This window comes from Coriobacteriia bacterium (assembly GCA_018368455.1).
In the GTDB taxonomy this organism is placed as follows: domain Bacteria; phylum Actinomycetota; class Coriobacteriia; order Coriobacteriales; family UMGS124; genus JAGZEG01.
In genome coordinates, this window is the sequence record JAGZEG010000004.1 from 174,433 (window position 1) to 199,792 (window position 25,360).

Here is a 25,360-nt window from a genome sequence, read left to right on the forward strand (position 1 = left end):
CATGCTGCAGCTTTCCGGTGTTACGAAGCGCTTCGGCGATCGAACGGTCCTCGATGATCTCTGCCTGTCTGTGGAGGACGGCGCGTTCCTGACGATCACAGGGCCCTCAGGTGCGGGCAAGACGACGCTGCTCAACGTGATGGGCGGCCTCGAGCGGCCCGACGCCGGCACTGTTCTCGTTGACGGCGTGCCTCTGCGACCCGGCCGACCGGCTCTGCTGTTTCACCGGCGCCAGGCAGGCTTTCTCTTCCAGGACTTCGCGCTCATGGAGGATGAGACCGTGCGCTCCAACCTCGACGTGGCGCTTGCCTACCGCTCTGATGTGCGAGGGCGCTCCGAGCGGCTCGCGACGATGCGCGCCGCGTTGGCCCAGGTGGGGCTCGACGCCGACGTGACGCTTCCCAAGCGCGTCTACCAGCTCTCCGGTGGCGAGCAACAGCGCGTCGCCCTCGCGCGCCTCGTGTGCAAGGATCCGTCCTACGTGTTTGCCGACGAGCCGACGGGCAACCTCGACGCCGCCAACCGCGACGTTGTGCTCGGCGTGCTGAGCGAGCTCAACGAGGCCGGCAAGACGGTCGTCGTCGTGACGCACGATCCGGTTGTGGCGGACGCTGCCTGCGTCACGCAGCGCGTCTGCCTGTAGGGTGCACTCCGAAGCCTCCGTGACGCATCTGTCACGAGCCTGTCGTGTCGCCTGTCACTTGCACCGAGCGTTGTTTGCGTAGCCTGTGAGACGATGCACGCCAGGGTGTTGCTGCCCTTCGGAGCGACGCCACTACGCACGAGAAAGGATCGCCCCATGGAGATACTGCGGGCCGAAAACGTTACGAGGGTCTATGGGCAAGGCGTCTCGCAGGTGCGCTCGCTCGACGGCGTGAGCCTGTCTGTCGAGCGCGGCGAGTTCGTCGCCATTGTCGGCGCGTCCGGGTCGGGCAAGTCGACGCTGCTGCACATTCTCGGTGCTGTCGACCGGCCGACGTCGGGTTCCGTCTACGTCAACGGCGAGGACGTGTTCTCGCGCGACGACGAGCGGCTTGCCATATTCCGTCGCCGCGAGGTCGGTATCGTCTACCAGTTCTTCAACCTCGTGCCCGTGCTTGACGTGCTCGAGAACATCGAGCTGCCCATCTTGCTGGACGGCCGCACGCCTGACGACGCCGCCATCGCCCGGCTCATCGAGACGCTCGGTCTTACGGGACGTGAGCACAGCCTGCCCAACCAGCTGTCCGGTGGCCAGCAGCAGCGCGTGAGCATCGGGCGTGCGCTGGCGAACAACCCTTCCATCGTCCTGGCCGACGAGCCGACGGGCAACCTCGACTCGAAGAACTCCGCGGAGATCGTGGCCCTGCTGCGTCGCTCGAACAAGGAGCTCGGCCAGACGCTCATCATGGTGACGCACGACCAAAACATCGCGCTACAGGCTGACCGCGTCATCAGCATCGCCGACGGCCGCATCGCCAGCGACGAGCGGGTGCGCTAGATGGCCGCCCTCGAGCCGCACGCGCGTCGTCGGAGCGTGCTGTTGGCCTTTACGTGGCGCAGCCTGGCTAAGAACCGTGTGCGCACCGTCGTGACGATCGTGGGCATCGCGTTGGCCTGCGCTTTGTTTCTCGCCGTGGGCGTCTCTGCCCAGAGCGTCTACCTCTACGTCGGCGACGTGGCTCGCGCGACGTCGGGCGCGTACAACGCCGCGGCTTCCGGCGTCTCGCGCGACGCCGTGGCCCGTGCCGCACAGACGCCGGGCGTCACCCGGGTGGCATGGCTTTCCGACGAGGGGTACGCGCGAATCGACACGAGCACGACGCTCACGCCGTACCTGCACGTGAGCGGTATGTCTCCCGATGTCGGAGACGTCTCGGCGCTCGAGTATCTGACGGCCTTGCACCTCACGTCTGGCAGGATGCCCCAGGATGTCGGCGAGATCGTGCTGCCGCAGGCGCTCGTCGACAGCGGCGTCATCGAGGCGCGGCTTGGCGACGAGCTTACGCTGCAGGTGGGCGTGCGACGCGCTTCGGACGGAGCGCTTTTGGGCTGGGCCGATCAGGCGCGTCAGGCCGATCGCGGCGCGTCGCTGGACGAGACGCTTGTCGATACCGTTGATCGCACGTTCACGGTCGTGGGCTTCTACGCGGACAACGCCGCGCTGACGTATGCGGCGGGCATACCCGGGTCGTTCGAGGCGGGCTATCCTGCCCTGACGGTTGCCTCCGATCCGCTGTTGCAGGACGCCGGAGATGCCCCCTCTGCCTATCAGCTGTGGGTTGGCGTCACCGATCCCACGGCGTCGGTGGCCGTCCTCGCCCAGATCGTGCATGCCGGCGAAAAGGGCGCGCCATCTGGCTCCCACGCACTGTTGTACGAAAACCACAACGTCAACAGCGTCACGTCGTTCTCGCTCGATCGCGGCATCTACCTCACGATGCTCGGCTTTGCGATCGTGGTGTGCGCCGTGGTCGTCGTGGCGTCTACGCTGCTCATTCGCAACGCGTTCGCTGTGTCCGTCACACAACGCACGCGGCAGTTCGGGCTGCTGAGCTCCGTGGGTGCCACCCCGCGCCAGCTGCGCGGCCTCGTGCTGCGCGAGGCGCTTGTGATCGACCTCATCGCCGCTCCTTTTGGCATCGTTGTCGGATATGCCGGAGCCGCGGCTGTGCTGACGGCGGCGCGTGGCACCATCGTGGGCGCGCTGTCGGACGGAGCCGAGAGCGTCGCGTTCCACGTGGCGCTCTCTCCGGTCATGGCTATCATCGCCCTCGTGCTGGCACTCGTCACGACGTTGCTCTCCGCATGGGGTCCAGCCCGGCGAGCCTCTCGCATGACGGCCGTCGATGCCATCCGTTCGGCCTCCGACGTGCGGGTACCTGCCCGCGTGCAGGGGAGCGGGCGCGTCATGGGACGGCTGTTCGGCGTGAGCGGTCTGCTTGCGGCTCGCAGCTTCCGACGCGACGCCCGCCCCCGTCGCGCGGTCACGGTATCGCTCGTCACGGGCGTCACGCTCGTTGTGACGGCGCTGCTCGTCGGCGCGTACTCCGGCTCGTTTCTCGGAGCCGTGACGCCATCTGCGTCGGATGAGTTCGGCGATGGCTACGACCTGCGCTACTCGTTTAGCGAATCCAACATCGACTCGGACGACGCCGACCTCACGCCGCAGGTCATCGCCCGCCGTCTCGGCCGGGCCGCGGGCGTCGACGACAGCACATATGCCCTGAGCCTGACCGGGATGCCCGTGCGCGTCAGTGACGGTGCGACGCCTGCCGACGCGTTCAACTCGGATTACCTCGCCGCGATGCCCGAAGGCCGTGCGAGCTCCACTGTCCAGTTCGTCGACGATAACGCCTATCGCGCCTGGCTTGAGGAGCGGGGACTGTCGGCGAACGAGCTCATGGACGCCGAACACCCTCGTGCCGTCGCCGTGAATCGCATGCGCCTTAACGACGGCACGCACTACAGCACGGTGGCTCCATTCGCGCGCGCGGCTTTTGCGGTGGCGGCATATGTGGGCGTCAATGAGGAAGTGCTGGCGAGCGCTTCTTCGGGTGTACTGCCGCCTGATCTCTCTGACGAGGCGCAGCGTCTCTCCGACATGCCGGTTGACGGACTGGTTGTTCCCATCGGCTTTGAGGTGGGCGCGCTCTGCGAGGACGTTCCCTGGTGGGTTGGCGTGCCCGAGGAGCCTACGTTTCTCCTGCCTCTCTCGGCTGCCCAAACCGTGGCGCCGCATGTCGCTGACGCCGCCAACGCCCCGCTCTTTCCCGCGCGCTCATGGAGCGTGTGGTTTCGGGCGGCAGACGACGCGCAGGCGCAGGCCTCCCTCACGGGCGTGCTGCAGGATGTCGGCCTCTCTCCGGTGCGGCTGTACAACCGGGCGGCAGCCGAGGCGATGTCGACGGCGAACAACCTGATGGCGCAGGTCTTCCTGTGGTCGTTTGCGGCCATCGTGACGCTCATCGCTCTGACGGGGACGTTCAACGCGATGTACACGAGCGTTGTACTGCGGCAGCGAGAGCTCGCCATGCTGCGCAGCTGCGGCCTGACGAGACGGGGTATGCGCGGCGAGCTCGTGTGCGAGTGCCTGCTGCATACGGGGCGCGTGGCGCTGTGGGCCGTGCCGATCGCGATGGTCGTGTCCCTGCTGTTCTGGGTGTCGCTGTCGCGTACGGTTGCCGGCGCTCAGTTTGTGCTGCCATGGGGCGTGCTGCCTGCGCTCGCGGTCGTGTTACTCGTGACGCTCGCCGCCGGGGCTCTCGCCCAGCGTCGCGTGCGCGAGGCCGATCTCGTTAGCATCCTGCGCACGGAGGCCGTCTAGTTCGTGGCGACCCGGCTGGGGCGGAGCTCCGCCCCAGCCGGATCCCATGCTTGCATCAACCCGTGGCACGCGAGGCGTCGAAGACACGCCCGTTTGGCAAGAAAGCCGCCTAGTGCGGTAAACCGGAACGCGCACTGGCAAGAATGGACGCTAGTGCGGTGATGGTTTGGTACCGTGCTCGGAGCCATCCGACAAAACCCCAGCTTCCTGGGATACGAGTGTCCAGGACGGGACCCGTTGATGGTCCGGGAAGCCCGATTTTCTTGCTTGTCCACCGCACTAGGCCCCATACTTGCCAGCCCACATTTGAAATTACCGCATTCTGGCCCTTTCTTGCCATTGGGGCACTCGTCGTCCCCTGTGGGGTCATACTTTGCCCAGAGTCTGGGTGCGGAGGGCGGTTTTCCCCTAGCACTCGCCCAGGACCTCCGCCAGCAGGGGCCTTTCGCCGCGGTGTCCTGGCCACAGTGGTTCCGCTGTCCCCGAGGGGCTCCGCAGAATCGAGCGTCTCAGCTGCAGACAGGGCTGTGTCTCGTCATAGCATCGAGGCCGCAGCCTAAACCCCACGGCGCGTGCTATCTCTGCTCCAATTTCCCAGGTCTTTGCGATGCTGCGGATGTGCTCGTCATAGACCGAGATTGTCCGAATCCCCATGTGTGCCAGGGCATTAGAGCGGGCACGATCTCTCCGAAGATTCATCTCTCCCTCATGAAAGGCGCGGCCTTCATACTCCACGGCAAGCCCCGGCCACAGCATGTCGCAGACGGCGCGCGCCCTTCCCCCGGAAATCTTCCGAGCCTCTTCATCGAACTCTACGGCGCAATTCAAGCGCGCATGAGGGATGCCAATTCCTCCGAGTCGTCGGGGCATGCAAAACAGCAGGGCCTGGATGCTTTCCATTGGAGACGCGCTCGACTCCATGACGTGAGCCAGGGCGCGGCGAGCCCGCGCTATACCGCGTGCCCGCGGCATATGGTCCAGCAGAGCCGCGATGCTTTCGAGGCTGCTCAGTGGCGCGGATCGCTCGACGAGCCTCGTAGTCCCTGAGCGCGGAGGCGCGTATGTCCCGCACAACTCGAATCCAAGATGAACGAGCTCCTCCAGGGTCAGCTGGCTGGCGAGCTGTAGGAAGCAAAGCTCCGGTGAACAGACGAGGGTCTCGCCGATGCCCCTTACCACTGCGCCGCCCGGTAGGCCGAGGCCGCAATATCGATAGTGGAGTAGAGGTGAGCTTCCTCGGTGGCTCCGATCGAGAACGAGTACCTCCACCGGGCAGCGGAGTACCTGCTTCCAGCGGTCGTCGAGCAGGCGCAGCTGGCGGGCGTCGGGCGTGCCGAAAAGCAGCTCGTCTGGGTAGTCGGGCATGCGATGCTGTGCGCGGGGCCGCTCGGCGCACCGCCAGTATTCCAGGGCGGAGAACCCCGCGAGACAGACGGGAGAAGTGGCGCGGTCAGAGTGAGTGCAGGATGCTGTCAGGGACATGTCGGCCTCCCCAGGTTGCGCATGTGGCGGGCACATGCTGTCGCACGGTACAGGGGATATGGGCCGGCTTGGTCCCGTGCGCGCCTTATACCCGCCGCGGGCGCCTTGCGTGCGGGCGGGCTGTGTGCGTCGCGTCATTTTCGCAAGCGTCGCCCAAGTTGAGGAAATCAAAAAAAAGTTTTACGGTCTCGATGAAACGGGGGATGGCGGCGGGTATGATATCCGGCGTGCGGCTAACACGGCCACGCAGTGTTGCACAAGCCTTTGTCGAGGTGCGTGCTTGGTTTGCCCTTCGGGGTAAGAAAGAAAGGCAAGAAATGGCTCAGGGTACTGTTAAGTGGTTCAATCCGGACAAGGGCTACGGCTTCATCTCTCGTGAGGACGGCGACGATCTGTTCGTCCACTTCTCCGAGATTCAGATGGACGGCTTCAAGACCCTGGACGAGGGCCAGAAGGTCGAGTTCGACATCACGACCGGCCAGAACGGCAAGCTCCAGGCTTCCAACGTTCACAAGCTCTAAGCCAAGCACACTTCATAAAGTTGATGCTGGGGGGAGGCAGCCAAAAGGTTGCCTCCCCTTTTTCGTGCGTAAGAAACAGGCGCCGCTGACGTGCAAGTCAAATGCCCAAAATAGCCAATGTCAGCCTGCGGATGGGGCAGGGTGCAGCTAATACATGGGTGCGGCTTACACCCGAGGGCATCGACGTACGGACGTAAGTCGCCAAAAGAAAAGCCCGGCGCCGGGGGGCGAAGCCGACACGCTCGACGCCGGTACCAGCATCGCTGCGCCGCCTGCCTACCGTTTTCACGCGGAGGGCAGGCGGCGCTGTTCGCATCCGAAACCCTACGCGTCGACGCGGTGGTGCCTTCCGCGCGGCACGATGAGGGGCGTGCCGGACACCGGGTCGTCGATGACGGCGCAGTCCAGGTCGAAGATGACGCGCATCGTCTCGGCGGTCACGACTTCGCGTGGCGTCCCTTCGTAGAGCAGCGTCCCCTGTTTGAGCGCGAACATGTAGTCGGCGTAGCGCGCCGAGAGGTTGATGTCGTGCAACACCATCGCGATGGTCGTGCCGCGCTGGCGGTTGAGATCGCACAGCAGGTCGAGGATCTCCACCTGATAGGCGATGTCCAGATACGTCGTGGGCTCGTCGAGCAGCAGGATGTCGGTCTGCTGCGCCAGAGCCATGGCGATCCACACGCGCTGCCGCTGTCCGCCCGAGAGCGCGTCGACAGGCCGGTCCATGAGCTCGAGGATGCCCATGAGCTCCATGGCCTCGTGTACTGCCTCGTAGTCTTCGCGCTGCAGGCCCTTCATGAAACTCTGATAGGGGAATCGGCCGCGCGCCACGAGGTCGCTCACACGGATGCCATCGGGTACCAGAGAGCTCTGCGGCAGCAGGCCGAGCCTCTGCGCCACCTTCTTCGTCGGTATGGTCGCGATGGCCTGCCCGTCGATGAGCACCTGGCCCGCGCTCGGCTTGAGCAGGCGCGCGAGCGTCTTGAGCAGCGTTGACTTGCCGCACCCGTTACCGCCGATGATGACGGATATCTTGCCGTCGGGGATGCGGATGTCCATGTCCTTGATGATGGTGCGCGTCTCATACCCGGTTGTCAGGCCCGTCGCCGAGAGCGTTTGAGCGTGTCCGCGCGCGCCCTGGGCCGGAGCTACGTCGCGTGCTGTCTGTGTCGCGTTCATCACATCGAGCCCTTCTTGTTCATGGAAACCAGCAGGTACAGCAGGTACGGCGTGCCGAGCAGGCCGGTGACGACGCCGACGGGGAAGCGCGTGCCCAGGAAGTTCTGGCCGATGACATCGGCCGCGAGCACGAGGATGACGCCGACGAGCCCGGCGGGGATGCTTGCCGAGCCCTGCTGGCCGAGCAACCGGGTGGCGATGGGCCCGGCGAGGAACGTCACGCACGCGATGGGCCCGGTGACGGCCGTGCCCAGGGCGATCATGACCACGGAGCACACGATGAGCGCCGCGCGCGTCACGTTGGGGCGCACGCCCAACATCGTGGCTGTTTCGTCGCCAAGTTCGAGTACGCGTAGCCGGCGTCCGAGGCACACGACGACCACGGCGAGCGGGATAACGAGCACGAGCAGAGGCACGTCGTTGAGCGCGACGCCGTTCAGGCTGCCCGACAGCCAGCGCAGCGCGGCCGGCACGTCGTAGGCGGCGGCCTTGAGCAGCAGGTACGACGTCAGCGCCTTCGTGAGCGCCTGCACGCCCAGGCCGACGAGGATGAGCTTGCCGCTCGAAAACCCGCGGATGGTCGACAGCCCGTAGATCGCCGCCGCCAGTAGCAGGCTCGCTGCGATGGCGACAGGGGAGGCCTGGCTCGGCCCCCAGCCCAGCACGAGAATGCAGAACACGGCCGCCGTGCTGGCGCCGGACGTGATGCCGATGACGTCGGGGCTGGCCAGGGGGTTGCGCAGCATCGTCTGGAACGTGTTGCCGGCGACGCCGAACGCAAAGCCCACGAGCAGACCAGCAAGCAGGCGCGGTAGGCGTACCTCCCAGATGGCATACGTCGCGTCTTCGACCTGTGCGCCGGTCAGGACGGACCACACGAGGGCGGGGGAGTACAGCGTGTTGCCGATCGTCAGAACAGCGGCGACGAGCCCGCAGACGATGAGCGCGAGCACCCCGCACAGAACGGCGAGGCGTCGGCGCCCCCGGGCCATGCTCTCGCGCAGTGGGGCCAGGTCGGCGTCGGTGATGGATGTGCTGTCTGCCATGGCTACTTCGCCTCCTCGACGCCGGTGGACGCCCCGCTGGCGCGGATGGCGATGATGATGAAGACCGGCGCGCCGATGACGGCCGTGACGATGCCGACCTCGACCTCGCCCGAACCGCCGATGACGCGGCCGATGACGTCGGACACCGTGAGCAGCAGCGCACCGACGCCTGCGGAGAGCAGCGTTACCGTTCGCAGGCTCGCCGAGCGCCACACGAGTCGTACGGCATGGGGCACCATGAGGCCGACGAAGCCGATGGGGCCGGCGAGTGCCGTGACGCCGGCGCACAGGAGCACAGCTGCTGCAGAGGCGACCATGCGGATGAGGCCGGGACGCGCGCCCAGGCCCACGGCAGCGTCGTCGCCGAGCGCAAGCACCTCGAGTGATGGCGCCATGATGAGCGCAACGGCGACTCCGATGACGAGTGCGGGCAGAAAGCCGAGGATCTCGTCCCATGTCGAGCCGCCGACGCTGCCGATCTGCCAGAAGCGGAACTGGTCCATGACGTTGTTGCGCGGCATGATGACGATGCTGACGAGGCTCGACAGGGCCACGGACACGGCGGTTCCGGACAGCGCGAGCTTGAGCGGCGTCGCACCCCCCGAGCCGGCCGAGCCCACGCCGTAGACGAGCAGCGCCGTGACGGCTCCGCCTGCCATCGCGAACGCCATGTACTGGCCCGTCGTCGTGATATGGGCGAACGCGATGCCGCATACGACGGCGAGCGCCGCTCCCGAGTTGACGCCAAGGATGGAGGGGTCGGCGATGGGGTTGCGCGTCACGGACTGCATGAGCAGGCCCGACACGCCGAGTGCAGCGCCGGCCAGCAGCGAGAACAGCGTGCGGGGCACGCGCTGCATGAGCACGCGCGCCGTAAAGCTCTCGGGATCGGCCTGGCCGAGCATGAAGCTCGCGACGTCGCCGAGCGGGATCGCCCGCGTGCCGAGCGCAAGTGACAGCGCGCTGACGAGGAGGAACAACAGCGTGAGTCCGCATCCGATGGCGACGCGCGCGGCTCGGGGAAGGCTGGGCGCGCTTGCCGCCGTCCCGCCTCCCTGGGGTGGTTTGTTGTCTGGCATAGCTCCCTACCTACGATTACGTGCCCGGCGTGTCGTTGCCTCCCGGCGGTGCCGCGGGCAGATACGCGAAACGCCGTCGGCCCGCGAAGAGGGGCCGACGGCGAAATAGCGTCGCGCATCAGCTGCGATGTCGCGTCCCGCGCCCGGACTGGAAAGGCGCCGACCTCGAGGACGGACGGCTACAGCCCCTTGACGACCACGTCGTCGAGCAGCTGCACGAACTCCTCGACCGTCGCCTGGATGGACAGGATGGAGGGGTTGCCCGCGCCGGCCAGGTACGAATCGCTCGGGATGAGCGCCACGTTGCCGCGCTGCACGCAGGGCACCGTCCCCATGAGCGGGTCAGCCTGGAGCTGCTCGAGGAAGCTCTCGTCCCCGTATGCCACCATGAGGTCGAGGTCCGTCAGCTGGTCGGCGACCTCGGACGAGAGCGTCGCGGCGATGGACGGCTCGTCCTTCGTGAGCTCCTTCAGGCTGTCAGGCAGCTGCAGGCCCAGGTCCTCCAGGTAGGCCGCGCGCGGGTCGACGTGCATGTACACGTAGAACTTGCTCGGGTCGGTGGCGTTGAACATGATGAACGCCGCCTTCTTGTCCTTGAGGTTGGGGTGCGCCGCGAGCGTGTCAGCGATGAGCTTGTCGGCGTCGGCAACGAGCTGCTCGCCGGCCTCCTTCATGCCCAGGGCCTGCGCAGACACGGTCGTCATCTCGCGCCAGCTCGTGAAGTACGGCTGCTCGAGGTAGGGCACGACGGGCGCGATCTTTGCAAGTCGATCGTAGTCGTCCTGAGTGATGCCGGAGTACACCGTCAGGATGAGGTCGGGGTTCGTGTCGCTGACGGCCTCGAAGTCGACGCCGTCCGTGTCGTCGAACACGGCGTAGTCGCTCACGCCCAGCTTCTCATAGGCGTCTGCCGTCCAGAAGAACATCTTCTCGCCCTCCTTCACGCCGTAGTTGGCGGCGGAGAAGCCCACGGGCGCGACGCCCAGGGCCAGAGGAGCGTCCTGGTTGCCCCAGGAGACGCAGGCGACGCGCGTGGGGGCCTGCTCGATGACGGTCTCGCCCAGCGCGTGCTTGATCGTGATGGGGAACGCGTCCGTGACCTTGGGGGCCGTCTTGTCGGAGGCGGCGGAGGTGTCCTCCGCAGAGGAGCCGGCTGCGAGCGCAGAGGTGCCGGCGGCGCCGAGGCCAAGCGCGGCGGCCAGCGTGGCGCAGGCGCCGACGAACGAGCGACGGGAGGTCGGTGCCGTGAGGTCAATGAACGTTGCCATGCGAGGTGATTCCTTTCGACGAAGGGGAGTGCCGTGTGGCTAGGTGGTCTTTACTGAACCTTTGCCGCGGCCTCGGCGATCTTTGCGGCGTACTCGTCGACCGTGGCGGGGATGGACAGGCACGTGGGCGTCGTGGCGCCTGCGAGCTCGGAGTCCATCGGCAGTGCGACGACGGCACCGTTGGCGATGGCGGGAATGACGCCGAGCAGGGCATCGTCCTTGAGCTGCTGGGCGAACGCCTCGTCGCCATAGGTGAACAGGATGTCGACGTCGCTCATCTGGTCGGCGACTTCGGAGGAGAGCTGAACCATCCAGCCCTTGCCCTTCGTGAGCTCGTCGACGCTGGGCGGGAAGGCCAGACCAAGGTCGGTGAGGTAGGCGGCACGCGGGTCGTCGAGCGTGTACACCCACATGGAGCTCGTGTCTGCAGCCGTGATGTTCACGAAGACACCCGTCTTGCCCTCGATGCCGGGATGGGCTTTCAGCGCATCCTTGATGGCCTGCTCGCAGTCGGCGACGACCTGCTCGCCCTGCGCCTTGAGGCCCAGGGCCTCGGCCTCGATGAGCGTCTGGTCGCGCCACAGCGTCGACCAGGCAACGGTGGGGTAGGCGACCGTCGGGGCAATCTTGCTCAGCTTGTCGTAGTCGTCCTGCGTGATGCCGGAGTAGGCGCACAGGGTGACGTCGGGCTTGACGTCGTTGACGGCTTCGAAGTCCGTACCGTCCGTGTCGTCGAAGGCCACGGGCTCGGCGCCGAGCTCTTCGCAGGCGGCCTTCGTCCAGGCCATCATGTCCTCGCCCTCGGCGACACCGAACGTGGCGCGCGAGAAGCCTACGGGCGCGACACCCAGAGCTAGCGGCGCGTCCTGGTTGCCCCAGCCGATGCACGCGACGCGCTCGGGCTTGTGCTCGATGACGGTCTCGCCCAGCGCGTGCTTGATCGTGATGGGGAAGCTGACCTTATCGGCTGCAGACGAGGCATCCTTTGCGGAAGAGCCGGCGGCTTCGGAGGCCAGCGCGGCGGAGCCGGCGGCGCCGAGGCCGAGCGCGGCGGCCAGCGTGGCGCAGGCGCCGACGAACGAGCGACGTGAGACGTTCGTGAGATCGATGTGGGGCATGAGGCGCATCCTTTCGTCTATCAAAAGTAAGCCTTCACAGACAAACGGCGCTATTCTAGAGTTTAAGCCTCTAACAGCTCTCGGGAAAACACATAAGTTAGCGTATGTATACATTTTGATATCGAGGAAGGGGCCAAGGCGACGGTTTGCGTTGGGCCAGGGATACGAAAACAGCCTCCCGACCCCGTCTCAATGCGCGAGCGGGATCGGGAGGCTGTTCATTTCGAGCTTAAGTGCACGTTTCTTCGAGCTGGTGCGAACAAAACGCCGTTAAGTGCAGGTTTCTTTCGGCTTCAGGTGGCTTGTCGTCGGGTCACGAGGCATCCGGCTTGAGGGCTGGTCATGAAACCTGCAGGTAGACTGCGTGCGGGTTTTCTACTTGCCGATGCGCTTCTTTTCGGCTGCTACATCCGGGTGTAAGAAACGTGCACTTATAGGTCGTTTTGTGCAACGGCCTGCGAAAAGCCGTGCACTTACGGGCTTTTTCGCGCCGAACCCGAAATGCGTCTCGCAGGGCCCGGCGCGCTTGGGCTTTATTCCGCCCGAGGGCCGTTCGCGTCCGCCGTCTGGGGCTGTGCCGTAGGTGTTCCCTGCGCCTCGGCGTTCTCGCCAGCGGGCGCGTCATCGCGCGCGGCAACATCCGGGCAACCCATCGGTCCGTAGGCGGGTGCAGCGATGATGCCGGCGGCACCCCGTGCCTCGTCGTCTTCCTCACAAGTGAGCTCGCTGGCCAGCGCCGCCTTGGCCATGAGCGTCGCGAGCACCGTGTACAGCAGGCCGACGGAGACCATGGCGATGAGGTAGCGCGCCGCCTCGACGTCCGTCGACACGGGGCACACCATGAGCGAGACGACCGTCATGAGGTAGGGGCTCAGCATGAGCAGGGTGCACCAGCGGCCCAGACGCACGCCCGTCTTCGTCTTGGCGACGACGTACAGGCAGAACACCGGCAGCATCGTGGCCCACAGTCCCTGGTTGTACAGCACGCTGATGAGGGGGATGGACTTGGGCAGGTTGAACGCGTCCGTGGCGATGCTGTTGCCCGTGCCCGCGTCGGGCCAGCTCACGAAGCTATCGAGGAAGTCGGAGTTCGCCACCTCGCCGCTTGCGACCTTGACGACGAGCGACGGGTCGAACGAGAACCAGCCAGCCTCCATGCCCATCCAGCCCTCGAGCGTGCCGAGAGGATGCGCGGCGGCGAGGCGCGCCCACAGCGCCATGAACTGGGGGATGAGAGTGTCGTCGCGCAGCGAGCCGTCCTTGATGGGGTCGACGATCTCGTAGTCGAACTCCGAGGGGATGTCATCGAAGTCGATCCACAGGAAGTCGTTAATCAGCTGCTTGTCCTCGTCGGAGAACTCGTCGCCGTAGTACTTGACGTCGTGGGCCACCTGCTGAATGGGCACGGCGAGCGACTCCTGCTTACCACCGGGCTCGACGTCGAGGGCCGGCAGGACGAGGCGGGGGAACACGACGAGCATGACGACGGCGAGGAGCGCGCCGATGAGGGGCAGCAGCGCCCGCCCGCCCCAGCGCAGCTTCATGAACGCGAGCGCGATGAGCGACGGGGCGACGACGTAGACGCCCGTCTTCTTGACGATGCAGATGGCCAGGCCCAACAGCAGCAGAGCGATGCAGGGCCACGTCTTGCGCAGCAGCTCGCCGCGCGTGCGCACGACTTCGCAGAACAGCAGCGAGAAGTAGATGAACAGCACGGCCTGCAGCGTGTCCTTGACGATGGAGCAGAACATCATCGGGAAGAACGGGAATAGGCCGAAGAACAGCAGGATGCCCACGCAGAGCCCTCGGCGGGCACCGGCGCGGTGTAGGTAGCTGCAGACGAGCGAGAAGCCAAACGCCGCGGCGATGTACTGCAGGCAGATGAGGACGAACATGCCGTATGTACCGTCGCCCAGCAGCGCCCGGCCCATGTCGATGAACGCGCCGTACAGGTAGACGAGCAAGAACGGGTGGTGGTCGGACAGCGAGCCGCTGTAATACTCGTAAACCTGCCAGCTCGTGTCGTACCACAGCGTGCCGGGGAACAGCCAGACGAGGTAGGGCAGCCAGCACAGCATGATGAGCACGGCGCCTGTGATGATGTCGGCCTTGTTCCACCCGAAGCGCAAGATGCGCGGACGCTTGGGGTCGCTGGCGGGGTCGGCGACGGCGTCGGTTACGCGGGCGATCGCGTCAGGGGAGAGGCCGGCCTCACGGGCGACGCGGATCGCGGCGGCCTTTCGAGCGCGGCGCTGGGCGGGCCGGCGCACGAACAGGTGGTAGGCACCCTCAAAGCCGCCGACGAACAGCGCGAGGCACACGAACAGCCGCAGCACGAAGGCGGGATCTGTCGGGTCGATGCGCCCGCTGTTCGACCCGGCGTAGTCTCCCAGGGCGTAGAGGATGCCCAGCACGACGGGAATGATCGTGGGCAGGCCGAACCAGCGCAAGGCGGGGCTGACCGCCGTTGAGGTCTCGCGTGAAGTCATCTTTTCCGAATCCCTTCCGGTTACGCGAGCGGGACGCCGGCCGAATCGGTCGCGTCCCGCTGTCTGCTCAGGCCATGCGATCGAGGTGCGCGGTGCTAGGCGCGGATGGCGTGCTCGTCGCTCGAGGCGGGGTTGCCCTGGTCGTTCTCGAGGCGACGGCGCCACATCAGCTCGTTGAGGTCGATCTCGAACGTCTTGCGCGCCTTGTGTGCTGTGCCGTCGAGGATGAGGCCCGTCGAGATCATGAGCAGGCCCATGACGACGAGCAGCATGGACACGACGAGCGTCGGCACGCGCGGTACGAGGTGCGTCGCGAAGAACTCGGCGACGACGCTGCCGAAGAACGCGCAGCCCACGATGATGAGGATGAGACCGAGGAGACCGAAGAACAGCAGGGGGCGATACTCGCGCACGAGGTTGAAAATCATGCCGATGACCTTGGCACCGTCAACGACGGAGTTGATCTTCGACTCGGAGCCCTCGGGGCGGTCGCGATAGGCGATGGGCACCTCGATAAGCTTCATGTTCTTGTCGAGTGCGTGGATCGTCATCTCGGTCTCGAGCTCGAAGCCACGCGACAGAACGGGCAGCGTCTTTGTGAAGCCGAAGCCCATGGCGCGATAGCCGGTCATGATGTCGCGCACCTTTGAGCGGAACAGCAGGTTGATCATGCCGCGCACGAGGCGGTTGCCCAGCCCGTGCAGCACGGACTTGTTCTCCTCGAAGTACGTCGTCGACAGGCGGTCGCCGTTGACCATGTCGTAGCCCTCGTCGAGCACGAGGCGCACCATCTCGGGCGCGGCCTCGGCGGGATACGTGTCGTCGCCGTCAACCATGATATAGCAGTCGGCGTCGATGTCGCGCATCATCGAGCGCACGACGTTGCCCTTGCCTCGGCGCTCCTCGCGACGCACGTGCGCACCGGCCTCGCGGGCAAGGCGGGACGTGTCGTCGGTGGAGTTGTTGTCGTAGACCCAGATGGCGGCGCCGGGAAGCTCGCGCTTGAAGTCGCTGACAACTTTGGCGATGGAGATCGCCTCGTTGTAGCAGGGGATGATGACTGCCACGCGTTCGTAGCTGCGGGTAGAACCCCCATTCGCTTCGGGGGTGGACGCGCTGTCGGATCGGTTGCTGCTCATGTGGTCCGCTGCTTCCTTGGCCGATGGTCCGTATACACAGGGTAGGGCTCGATTTTCAATAGTACAAGGTACGCGTCCGAGTCCTCAAGAACCCCAACGAGCTGAATGATTTCTCAAAAAGCGTTGTTCGCGCACGGCGAAAGGCTATCGGCAGCCGTGCTGTTCGCGGACGGCTGCGATGGCGTCGAGCGCGTTGATGACGCTCGCCTCGGCGTTGGGGCCGATCTCGAACGCGCACAGCCCCTTGAGTACGTCCATGGCGTTGGCGACGGCCACGCCGTGGGGCAGCAGGCGCATCATGCCAGCGTCGTTCATGGAGTCGCCGAAGCCCAGGGCCTGCTCGGGCGTCGCGCCGAGGGCATCGAGCACCTGGCGGATGCCGTCCGCCTTGTCGACGCCGTGGATGAGCGCGTCTATCCAGTGATCGCCGCACGGCGCGAAGTCGATGCGGCCTTCCATGAGCGGGGCGAAGCGCTTGACGACGTCCATTGCGACGGGGTTGACCGTGATGACGGCCGCCTTGAGGACGGGGCCGTCGGGCAGGGCGCCGCGAGACAGAGCAGGCGCGTCCTCGAGGCTGCTGCTGCGCCCGCGCAGGTAGTCCGCCTCGCGCTCTAGGACGTAGCCGCGCCTGTCGTTGTAGATGGCCATGCCCATGGGCTCGGCGTCGTCAAAGGCGAGGCGAGCCAGGTCGAGCACCGTTGCGCGGTCGTACTCGAGGTGGCGCAGCGACGCCCCGTCGAGCACGACGTCCATGCCGTTGCCGGCGACGAAGCTGATGCGCTGTGCCTGCGCACCGAACGGATCCTGGACGCCGAGCAGCGTGCGGCCCGTCGTGGGGACGAAGTGCACGCCCGTGGCCTGCAAGCGGTCTATGACGCGCTGCGTCTGCGGCGGCAGCGTCGAGTCGGGCAGCAGCAGCGTGCCGTCCATGTCGGTGAACACGGCGCGCAGCTCACAGGCGATCGAGGGGTCGAGCAGCGCGGAAAGCCCCCTGTGCGGGGCTGCGGCGGATGTCGTGACGTGCGTCATGGGCTCTCCTTGGCTGAAGCCGGGCCGTCGTTGCTGGCGTGCGAGCCCTATCGACCGCGCTCGGCGGCAATGGCGACGAGCTGGTCGACGATGGTGGCGAGGTCGATGTCCGCCGCACGGGCGGCGATGGCGAGCGGTGCGTCCTCGGCGAGCGAGGGCGCGGGGTCGACGCCCAGCACGAGCGCACGCCCCCCGTCCCATATGAGCCGCACGTTGCCGAGGTCGCGACAGCCTGCGGCCAGGTAGGCGTCGACGGCGGCGCGCTCAAGCTCGCTGCGAGCGGCTTGAGCGTCCTGCTCGCGCGGGGACAGCGACGCTGGGCGCACGGGTGCGACGAAGCGGGTGTCTGCGGGGGCATCGCGCACGATCTCGACGGGCGGCAGCGCGAGCACGTCGTCCGCGTCACCAAGCACCGGCACGATGACCTCGGCGCCCTCGGCCCACTCCTGCACGAGCGCCGTCTGGTTCGGTGCGTCGAGACTGGCGAACACGTCCTGCAAGGCACGGCTGAGCGCCTCGGGCGTCGAGACGCGTCGCGGGCTCATCCCACAGCCTGCGACCTGCGGCTTCACGCACAGAGGAAAGCCGCCCGGTATGACCTGCTCCACGAGGTCGAGGAGCTCGGAGGCGCGCAGCATGTCGACGGCGTCAGCGCCGAGCGATACGGCGCGGGGCGCGACGGCCGCGACGGCGTCGCCTTCGAAGGAGGCGCGCTCGAGGGCTGCGGCGACGTACCCGCGGTCGGCCAGCGAGCGCCGCACGATGGCAGGGCTGCCGACGAACGGGAGCCCCATCAGGAAGAGGACGTCCTGCACGCTGCCGTCGAACGATCCCGTCGCATGGCCGGACGGCGCGCAGGAGAGCGGCCAGACGACGTCGGCGTGGAAGCCGCGCAGCGTCGAAAGCGCCTCGAATCCGTTCGTGCGGCTCAGGTGTAGCGGGGCGACGTCGTGGCCCGCGTCGCTCAGCGCGTCGTGCAGCCACTGCGCCGGAGCGAGCAGGCGTCGCGCCTCCTCGTCGAGGGGCGTGCCCTCGCGGGCGGCGCGTTCGACGTCTGCCGGGACGCCGCTCGTCAGGATGGCCACCTTCAGTCCCATGGGACATGTTCCTCTCTGCTGGGTGAGTGCGCGCGGCTCGTCTTCCGGGCGGGAGACGAGCCGCGCGATACGCTACTTCTGAGGCGCGCTCGCGCCTGTGCCTGCGCCGCCCTTGTCGCCGGGCCTTCTGCGACGGCGCTGCGGGGCGTCGGCTCCCTGGTTTTGGCTAGAGCCGGCCTCGGCATCAGCGCGTCCGCGTCGCGTGCGCGGCGTCTGGTCGCCACCCTGGGGAGCGACGTGCTGCCTGCGGGCGCGCGGGGCGCCGCCCTCGCCAGGGCCACCGCTCTGCGAGCCGTCGCCGCGCGTGCGCTTGGGCGTGTTGCCGGGTCGCGACGCTGGGGTCGTCTCCGGGCGGGCGGCTCGCGTCGTCTCGGGGGCGCTTGCTGCCACCGGGGCGTCGCTGACCGTGTGGTGACGTCGCACGCGCTTCTGGGGCTGCTGGCGTCCGCCCGTGCTCGCGGCGTCGGCGGCCGGGGCCCCTCCACTGCGCGCACCTGCCGGCGCGCTCTGACGCCGAGGCTGCTGCCCGCGATCCGCTCCGGCGCGTCCCGCTGCGCTTGGCGCGTCCTGCTTGCCGCGGCGCTGGCCGCCGGAGCCCGAGCCCGGCGTCATCGGCGTGTCGGTGCCTGCCCGCCCCGTGCTCTGGCGGCGGGGACGCATGCCTTTGCGGCCGGCCGGGCGATCTGCGCTCGCCGCGTCGGCTGCCTCGCCGCGCCGCTCGCCTACCGAGGCCTGGGCGCCTGCGCGACCGCTCGCCGTGCCGCTAGCTCCTGCGCGAGAGCGCTTGCTTGCGCCCGAGCCCATCGACGCGCCCGAAGCCGTGTCCGCTCGCGACGAGCGGCGCGCGCGAGGAGAGAGCAGCGAGCTGTCGAGCTCATACGCCTCGGGGTTGTTTTGGCGGTCGAGGTCTGCCAACTGCGCCATGATCTCTGCCGTGCCGAGGGCCTCGAGCGCGTCGCGGCTCACGGTGTCAGGGCGCAGTGGCGAGCCCTGCTGCTCGCAGCGCTTGCGGCACGCATCGGAGCACGTCATGTCAGCGAGCGGCACCGTAAAGGACTTGCCGTTCTCTAGGCGCATCGTGATAGTCTCGCGTGGCGTGTTGTATTCGACGATCTTTGCCTTGCCCAGCGGGGTGTCGATGAGCGCGTTGCGCTTGGGCGCGCGCGTCTTGAAGTCCTTGTACGCCTCGAACTCGTAGCGCAGGCAACACATGAGGCGGCCGCACATGCCCGAGATCTTTGCGGAGTTCAGCGGCAGGTCCTGCTCTTTGGCCATGCGGATGGATACGGGCTCGAACTTCCCGCCGAAGCGCGCACAGCACAGCTCCTGGCCGCACGGGGCGAACCCGCCAATGAGGCGCACCTCGTCGCGCACGCCGATCTGGCGCATGTCGACGCGCGTGTGGAAGCGGCTCGCCAGGTCGCGCACGAGCTCGCGAAAGTCGATGCGCTCCTCGGCCGCGAAGTAAAACACGGCCTTTTCTCCGCCGAAGAGAAACTCTATGCCGACGGGCTTCATATCGAGCTCGTGGGCCTTGATGAGCTCGCGGAACACCGGCATGGCGGCGTCTCCCTGCTCGGCGAGCTCGTCCGCCCTGGCAAGGTCCTCGTCGGTGGCGATGCGCAGCACAGGCTTGAGGTCGCCCTTGATCTCGCTTTTGGGCGCGTCGAACGGCGCAGACGTCGCCAGTCCGATCTCGGTGCCGCGCTCGGTGGACACGATGACATGGTCGCCGGCGGACGCCCCGGTCGAACCGGGGGAGAACCAGAGGTCCTGCGCCGAGAAGTGCATCCTGACGGGAATCACGAGTGGCACGTGAGCATCTCCTTGATATCGAACAGCATGGCCTCGAGGGCCAGCTGGGGCGAAACGTTGGCGCGCACCTGGCGCATGGCCTCGTCGACGCGCATGAGCGCCCGGGTGCAGCCGTCGACGCCGAGCCGGGCGGCAAGCGCGCTGGATACGCGCGCGAAGTCGTCGCAGAACGGCGCCTCCTCGCGGCCGGACGCGCACACGAGCGCGTCGCGCAGTAGGCAACGCTGCGCCGCGAACAGCTCCATGATACCCGAACGCTCCCGGGCGGACAGCTCGCGCTTCTGGCGCTCCTCGAGCTCCTTCATCGCCCCGGACGTCATCCAGCTCGCGTTCTCGTCGAGCACGGCCTGCTGGGCGTCCTTGAGGTCCGCCAGCGGCGCCTTTGCCGCGAGTACGGCCTGCTTTGCGGCATCGAGCACGTCGAGAGCGTCGGCGCGGGGTAACACCTCAAGGGCGTGCAGAGCGGAGCGGCGGGCGTCCTGGCGGGCCTGCGAGCCGAGGAAGCCGCGGGCCTGGGTGGGCGAGGAACAACAACCCAACGCGCGCCTGCACAGGCCGACAGGCGTGCCGAGCTCGTCGGAGAGCGCCTGGGCGGCCGCGTCGACGGGAATGGAGCGGAACGGTACGACCTGGCAGCGCGAGAGCACCGTGGGCAATATGGCGTCGTGCGTTGTGCCCAGCAGGATGAACGTGATGTGGGCGGGCGGCTCCTCAAGCGACTTGAGCAGCGCGTTTGCCGTCGCGGGCGTCAGCGTCTCCGCCTCGTCCATGATGTAGACCTTGTTGCTGGAGCGAATGGGCGCCAGCGAGAGGTCGTCGATGAGTGCGCGAATCTGGGCGATGAGGTAGCCCTGCGCGCTCTGCGGCTGCAGCAGGTGGACGTCGGGGTGAACGCGCCGGGCGACACGCACGCAGTCGTCGCAGGCCCCGCAGCCGCCTTCGGGGCAGACGATGGCTTGCGCCAGCGCGTACGCAGCGTCGAGCTTGCCGGACCCGGGAGGGCCTACAAAAAGGTAGGCGTGGCTTATGCGCTTCTGATCGATGGCGCTTCCCAGAAACGCGCGCACGCTGTCCTGGCTGGTGAGGCTGCGCGCCAGCAGGCTCTTATCACTCGGCATGCTCGCACGCCTCCTGTGCCCGGGCGTAGGGCGGTAGCTCGAGCGCGTCGGCCAGCGCCGCGCGGATGCGCTCGTAGACGTCCCCGACGCTGCCGGTTGCGTCCACGACGCGCACGCGCTGCGGGTCGGCCTCTGCCACGCGCGCAAAACCGTCGCGCACGCGCTGCTGAAATGACGTCCCCTCGAGCTCAAGGCGGTCGGGGCCGTCGCCTGCCTGTTCGGCGCGAGCGAGCGAGGCAGCGGGGTCGAGGTCGAGCAACAGCGTGCGATCGGGGGTGATGCCGGAGCAGGCCAGGCGGTTAGCGGCGTCGACGGCGTCCATGCCCAGGTCGCGCGCGTGACCCTGATAGGCCGCCGTCGAGTCGAAGAACCGATCGCTGACGACGACGGCGCCCCGCTCAAGGGCGGGGCGAATGACCTGGGCGACGAGCTGGGCGCGCGCCGCCTCGTAGAGCAGCAGCTCGCAGACGGGGTCCATGCCCGCGCTCGCGACGTCGAGCAGCACGGCACGGATGCGCTCGCCGATGGCGGTGCCTCCGGGCTCTCGCAGGCGCACGACCTCGCGTCCCAGCGCGGCGGCTCCGGCGCACACGAGGGCGCACTGCGTCGTCTTTCCGGCCCCGTCGACGCCTTCGAGCGTGATGAACGCGCCGGTCTCGCGCGCGGGGGCCGTCGCTGACGGGGCGTGCTGTCCGTTTTTCGTCATGGCCTCTCTCCGCTCGGGCGCCGGTTAAATGTGCTCACTACTTTAGAGCGTTTTGGCCACACGCCCGTGATGGTGGGGCGCGCGGCGTAAAAAATACCGTCGCCCCGCGTAAAAATGTGCACGTGCGTCGCGATTCGGTGGCGGCAGCGGTCGGAAAGAGAAAATGGGGCCGTTTGCCTGGTATGGGTCTGCGCGTGTGTGCTATAGTCCCTTCAATCGCAGCGAACTCGTCGCTCCTCCGCCTTTTTCACATCGTGACATCATTGGGATCTGTCGTGACGTCGTGCCGTATCGTGGCCGCGTATCGGCGCACATATTCCCAGAGGACGCCACCTTGTCTTTGGCGCCGGCCGGCGTGATCGCTCCTTTCGTATCCCTTCAAAAAGAAGGAGTCACCGTGAAGTTCTTTTTGGATACCGCGGACCTCGACGAGATTCGCGAGGCTGCCTCGTGGGGCGTCATCAGTGGCGTGACGACCAACCCGTCCCTGTATGCCAAGATCGGCGGCAAGCTTGCCGACTTCGAGAGCCACATTGCCCGCATCTGCGAGATCGTCGACGGGCCGGTGTCCGCTGAGACGACGGCCATGACGCGCGACGAGATCGTTGCGGACGGCCGCCGCCTGCACGCCATTGCCCCCAACGTCGTCGTGAAGATCCCCGTCATGCCTGAGGGCCTCGCTGCCACGCGCCAGCTGGCCGAGGAGGGCATCGACGTCAACATGACGCTCGTGTTCTCGCCGACGCAGGCCATTCTGGCCGCTCGCGCGGGCGCTCGCTACATCTCCCCGTTCGTTGGCCGCTTCGACGACATCGCCGAGGACGGTCTGTCTCAGCTCGCCGACGTCATCTCGTGCGTCCAGAGCTTCGACTACGGCCACGAGGTCGAGATCATCGCTGCTTCCGTGCGCTCGCCGCACCACGTCGCCCAGGCAGCGCTGCTCGGCGCCGACATCGCGACCGTGCCGTTCGGCGTGCTGGGCAAGTGCGTGCAGCATCCTCTCACCGATCGTGGTCTCGAGCGCTTCCTGGCCGACTGGAAGAAAGTTGAGCAGGCATGAGTGAGAGCTCCACTCCCGACAATTCCGTGACGGGCGCCGCTCCGGTTGCCCCTGCGGTACCGACGGCGCCCGAGCCCGCGCCTGCTGCACCTAAGCCTGCGCCCGAGAAAGTCGCGGAGCAGCCGGCCGCTCCCGCGCCCCGGCGCGAGGTGCCCGAACCTGCTCTCGCGCCCAGGGCCGAGGCCGCCGTCTCTCAGCCCACAGAGCCCGCGCCCCAGGTGCCCCCTGCGCAGCGCGATGAGGCGCACAAGGCCGAGGGGACGACGCCTGCGACTGCGGGCAGGCCGGCGCGCTCGCGCCGTACCCGCAAGGCGGCGAAGCCCGCGACTGACGAGTCCCTCTCGGCCCAAAAAAGGCCCGACGCGTCTGACGCTCCGGCGCCCTCGCCGCATGACGCCGCGACTGCGTCGCCTGCTCCCGCTCTCGACGCTCCTGCGTCCGCTGCGGACGTTCGACCCGAGAACGCTCCGGAGCGCCCCTCTCGCCAGCGTCGCACAGAGGCTCCTGCTTCCCTCGACGCGACTCCTGCCGGCGAGCCGCAGCCTTCTTCGGCTGTCGAGCCGGCTGCCGACGGGGAGCGCCCGTCGAAGCGCTCTCGCCGCACGCGCTCCAAGGCGCTGCCGACGAGCCAGGCCGAGCTCGACAAAATGGGCATCAAGATGACGCCCGAGATCTCTGCCGCTCTCGCCGCCATGCCGCGTCGTCGTCGTGGCCGCCCGAGCAACGAGGAACTTCAGGCACGCAAGGTGCTCGAAGACGCCATCCGTCGCTCAGAACAGCAAGGCGATGCTGCTTCCGTCTCTGCCCCTGCTGCTGCCTCCGATCCCGCACGTCCCGTCGAGACCGCTGAGTCTCGTCCGGCTGCTGATGTGGAGCCGACGTCCCAGCCTGCTTCTGAGGGTGCCGCTGCCGAGCAAATGTCTCAGCCGTCCTCTCAGGGGGAGCAGCGCGAGGAGGGTGGCTATCAGCGTCGCAGCCATCGCGTGCGTCAGGGCCAGGACGGTGGCTTCGTCCCGCGCCACCAGCGAAACCAGCAGCGCAACGGCCAGCAGCAGGACGGCCAGACGCGTGCGGATCGCGACGGCCAGGGCGGCCAGCAGGGCCGCCAGGATCGTCAGGACCGCCAAGACCGCGATCGCCAGGGTGGCCGCAACGACCGCAACGACCGCCAGGGCGGCAATGGCCAGCAGGGCCGACAGCGCCAGGACGGCCGCTACGGTGACAGGCAGGGCGACCGCGGCGATCGTCAGGACCGCTACAACGATCGCCGGCAGCAGCGCCGCGATCGCAACGCTCGCGAGGCAGTCGCTCCCAAGGCCAACCGTGAGGAGCTCGCCGAGCTCAAGGTGGGCGAGCTGCGCACGAAGGCGACGGAGCTCGGCATCGAGGACGCAGCGTCGCTGAAGAAGCCCGAGCTCATCGAGGCGGTCTACAGCGCCCTCGTCAAGCAGGAGGGCTTCTTCGACTGTGCTGGCGTGCTTGACCTCATGCAGGAGGGTTACGGCTTCATCCGCACGAAGGGCTACCTGCCCTCGGAGGGTGACGTGTATGTGGGTGCGCAGGTCATCCGCTCGAGCGGCCTGCGCCGCGGCGACTGGCTTGTCGGTATCGGCCACGCGAGCCGTCCCACGGACAAGTTCCCGGCGCTTGCTCGCCTCGAGAGTGTGAACGGCAGGCCTGTCGAGGAGATGCGCAACCGCCCGCGCTTCGCAGACCTCACGCCGGTCTTCCCCGACGAGCGCCTGCGCATGGAGCACGGCAAGGATTCTATCCTCGGCCGCTGCATCGACCTAGTCTCGCCTATAGGCAAGGGTCAGCGCGGACTCATCGTCTCGCCGCCCAAGGCGGGCAAGACGACGGTGCTCAAAAAGATCGCCGAGTCCATCGCGGAGAACAACCCCGAGGTGCACCTCATCTGCCTGCTCGTCGACGAGCGCCCCGAAGAGGTCACCGACATGCAGCGCTCCATCAGGGGCGAGGTCGTGGCTTCGACGTTCGACATGCCGAGCGACAGCCACATCACGGTATCCGAGCTCGTCATCGAGCGCGCCAAGCGTCTTGTCGAGCTCGGCCAGGACGTCGTGATCCTGCTCGATTCCATCACGCGCCTCGCACGCGCCTACAACCTGGCTCAGCCGGCGTCGGGGCGCATCCTGTCGGGCGGTGTCGATTCCACAGCGCTCTACCCGCCCAAGCGCTTCCTCGGCGCGGCGCGCAACATCGAGGGCGGTGGCTCGCTCACGATCCTTGCCTCTGCTCTCGTTGAGACGGGCTCGAAGATGGACGAGGTTATCTTCGAGGAGTTCAAGGGCACGGGTAACATGGAGCTCAAGCTCGACCGCGATCTGGCGGATCGCCGCATCTTCCCGGCAATCGACCCGATCGCGTCGGGTACGCGCAAAGAGGAGCTGCTGCTCGAGCCGGGCATCGCGCCGTTTGTCTGGGGCTTGCGCCGCATCCTGGCAAACATGAACAACAACGAGCGTGCCATGAGCTCGCTGATCAAGAGCCTCAAGGCGACGGCCACAAACGAGGAGTTCCTCATCCGCAGCGCGAAGAAGGCTCAGAACCAGGAGATTGGCGCGGATCTCCAGTAGGGCAGTATAACGCTCATCTATATGATGAGACATTGCTTTTCCCGCAGGTGAGAGGCGGGCCGGTCACCCAAAGACCGGCCCGCCTCTTTTGTAGGGCGGCCTACATTCGCGCCGACGTCGAGGTGACGACGCTAGGAAGCGAGCACAAACCCTATATCTCACCATGAGTATTCACTTTTCAGACAATATAAAGTATAACGTGATACTTAAAACTCTATGCTATGTTTTGCGGTGCCAAACTTTGCAAACAGTCGGGTATTTTTCGAGGTAGCAGGCCGAATCTTACGATTGGGGACCGCGGCGCGTGA

General features: G+C 67.0%; 18 protein-coding genes. 6 read left to right on the forward strand and 12 right to left on the reverse strand.

Features of this window, described 5'->3' with window-relative positions; translation table 11 throughout:
* Nucleotide 1 precedes the first annotated feature (1 nt).
* The 4 genes from KHZ24_03880 (at nucleotide 2) to KHZ24_03895 (ending at nucleotide 6,309) form a co-directional block, all read left to right on the forward strand.
* Nucleotides 2–643 (forward strand): ATP-binding cassette domain-containing protein, encoded by a 642-nt coding sequence (locus tag KHZ24_03880; GenBank protein ID MBS5450338.1) that lies wholly within the window; start codon nucleotides 2–4, stop codon nucleotides 641–643.
* 156 nt (nucleotides 644–799) lie between these two features.
* Entirely contained in the window at nucleotides 800–1,480 is a 681-nt protein-coding gene (locus KHZ24_03885) for an ABC transporter ATP-binding protein (GenBank protein ID MBS5450339.1), read from the forward strand.
* A complete protein-coding gene (locus tag KHZ24_03890; GenBank protein MBS5450340.1) occupies nucleotides 1,481–4,306 on the forward strand; it encodes an ABC transporter permease in 2,826 nt (941 codons plus the stop codon).
* A gap of 1,799 nt (nucleotides 4,307–6,105) precedes the next feature.
* Nucleotides 6,106–6,309, forward strand: coding sequence for a cold-shock protein (locus KHZ24_03895; protein MBS5450341.1), 204 nt, complete (start codon nucleotides 6,106–6,108; stop codon nucleotides 6,307–6,309).
* A gap of 324 nt (nucleotides 6,310–6,633) precedes the next feature.
* Here the strand turns inward: KHZ24_03895 and KHZ24_03900 are convergent, their stop codons facing one another.
* The 12 genes from KHZ24_03900 to KHZ24_03955 form a co-directional block, all read right to left on the reverse strand.
* A complete protein-coding gene (locus KHZ24_03900; protein ID MBS5450342.1) occupies nucleotides 6,634–7,488 on the reverse strand; it encodes an ABC transporter ATP-binding protein in 855 nt (284 codons plus the stop codon).
* Nucleotides 7,488–8,534: an iron ABC transporter permease gene (locus KHZ24_03905; GenBank protein ID MBS5450343.1), complete on the reverse strand. Its 1,047-nt coding sequence runs from the start codon at nucleotides 8,532–8,534 to the stop codon at nucleotides 7,488–7,490. The genes KHZ24_03900 and KHZ24_03905 overlap by 1 nt, the downstream gene beginning before the upstream one ends.
* A 2-nt stretch (nucleotides 8,535–8,536) precedes the next feature.
* Nucleotides 8,537–9,613 (reverse strand): iron ABC transporter permease, encoded by a 1,077-nt coding sequence (locus KHZ24_03910; protein MBS5450344.1) that lies wholly within the window; start codon nucleotides 9,611–9,613, stop codon nucleotides 8,537–8,539.
* Nucleotides 9,614–9,792: 179 nt separating this feature from the next.
* Complete coding sequence (locus tag KHZ24_03915) at nucleotides 9,793–10,881, reverse strand: iron-siderophore ABC transporter substrate-binding protein (protein MBS5450345.1); 1,089 nt, start codon at nucleotides 10,879–10,881, stop codon at nucleotides 9,793–9,795.
* A gap of 50 nt (nucleotides 10,882–10,931) precedes the next feature.
* On the reverse strand, nucleotides 10,932–11,999 hold the full coding sequence (locus tag KHZ24_03920; protein ID MBS5450346.1) for an iron-siderophore ABC transporter substrate-binding protein: 1,068 nt from the start codon (nucleotides 11,997–11,999) through the stop codon (nucleotides 10,932–10,934).
* A 533-nt stretch (nucleotides 12,000–12,532) separates the two neighbouring features.
* Entirely contained in the window at nucleotides 12,533–14,488 is a 1,956-nt protein-coding gene (locus KHZ24_03925; protein ID MBS5450347.1) for a hypothetical protein, read from the reverse strand.
* A gap of 95 nt (nucleotides 14,489–14,583) precedes the next feature.
* On the reverse strand, nucleotides 14,584–15,627 hold the full coding sequence (locus KHZ24_03930; GenBank protein ID MBS5450348.1) for a glycosyltransferase: 1,044 nt from the start codon (nucleotides 15,625–15,627) through the stop codon (nucleotides 14,584–14,586).
* A gap of 144 nt (nucleotides 15,628–15,771) precedes the next feature.
* The gene (locus KHZ24_03935; GenBank protein ID MBS5450349.1) at nucleotides 15,772–16,659 is read right to left on the reverse strand and encodes an HAD family phosphatase; all 888 of its coding nucleotides are present in this window, start codon (nucleotides 16,657–16,659) and stop codon (nucleotides 15,772–15,774) included.
* A gap of 47 nt (nucleotides 16,660–16,706) precedes the next feature.
* Nucleotides 16,707–17,756, reverse strand: coding sequence for a hypothetical protein (locus KHZ24_03940; protein ID MBS5450350.1), 1,050 nt, complete (start codon nucleotides 17,754–17,756; stop codon nucleotides 16,707–16,709).
* A gap of 72 nt (nucleotides 17,757–17,828) precedes the next feature.
* On the reverse strand, nucleotides 17,829–19,571 hold the full coding sequence (locus KHZ24_03945; GenBank protein MBS5450351.1) for a hypothetical protein: 1,743 nt from the start codon (nucleotides 19,569–19,571) through the stop codon (nucleotides 17,829–17,831).
* Nucleotides 19,559–20,689 (reverse strand): DNA polymerase III subunit delta', encoded by a 1,131-nt coding sequence (locus tag KHZ24_03950; protein MBS5450352.1) that lies wholly within the window; start codon nucleotides 20,687–20,689, stop codon nucleotides 19,559–19,561. The genes KHZ24_03945 and KHZ24_03950 overlap by 13 nt, the downstream gene beginning before the upstream one ends.
* A complete protein-coding gene (locus KHZ24_03955; protein MBS5450353.1) occupies nucleotides 20,679–21,395 on the reverse strand; it encodes a dTMP kinase in 717 nt (238 codons plus the stop codon). Before KHZ24_03955 ends, KHZ24_03950 begins: the two co-directional genes overlap by 11 nt.
* A gap of 397 nt (nucleotides 21,396–21,792) precedes the next feature.
* On the opposite strand from KHZ24_03955, the gene fsa reads away from it, so the two are divergent.
* Complete coding sequence (fsa, locus tag KHZ24_03960) at nucleotides 21,793–22,455, forward strand: fructose-6-phosphate aldolase (protein MBS5450354.1); 663 nt, start codon at nucleotides 21,793–21,795, stop codon at nucleotides 22,453–22,455.
* A gap of 647 nt (nucleotides 22,456–23,102) precedes the next feature.
* Nucleotides 23,103–25,052 carry a transcription termination factor Rho gene (gene rho / locus KHZ24_03965; protein ID MBS5450355.1) on the forward strand — a complete coding sequence of 650 codons (1,950 nt, stop codon included), beginning with the start codon at nucleotides 23,103–23,105 and terminating at the stop codon, nucleotides 25,050–25,052.
* Nucleotides 25,053–25,360 lie beyond the last annotated feature (308 nt).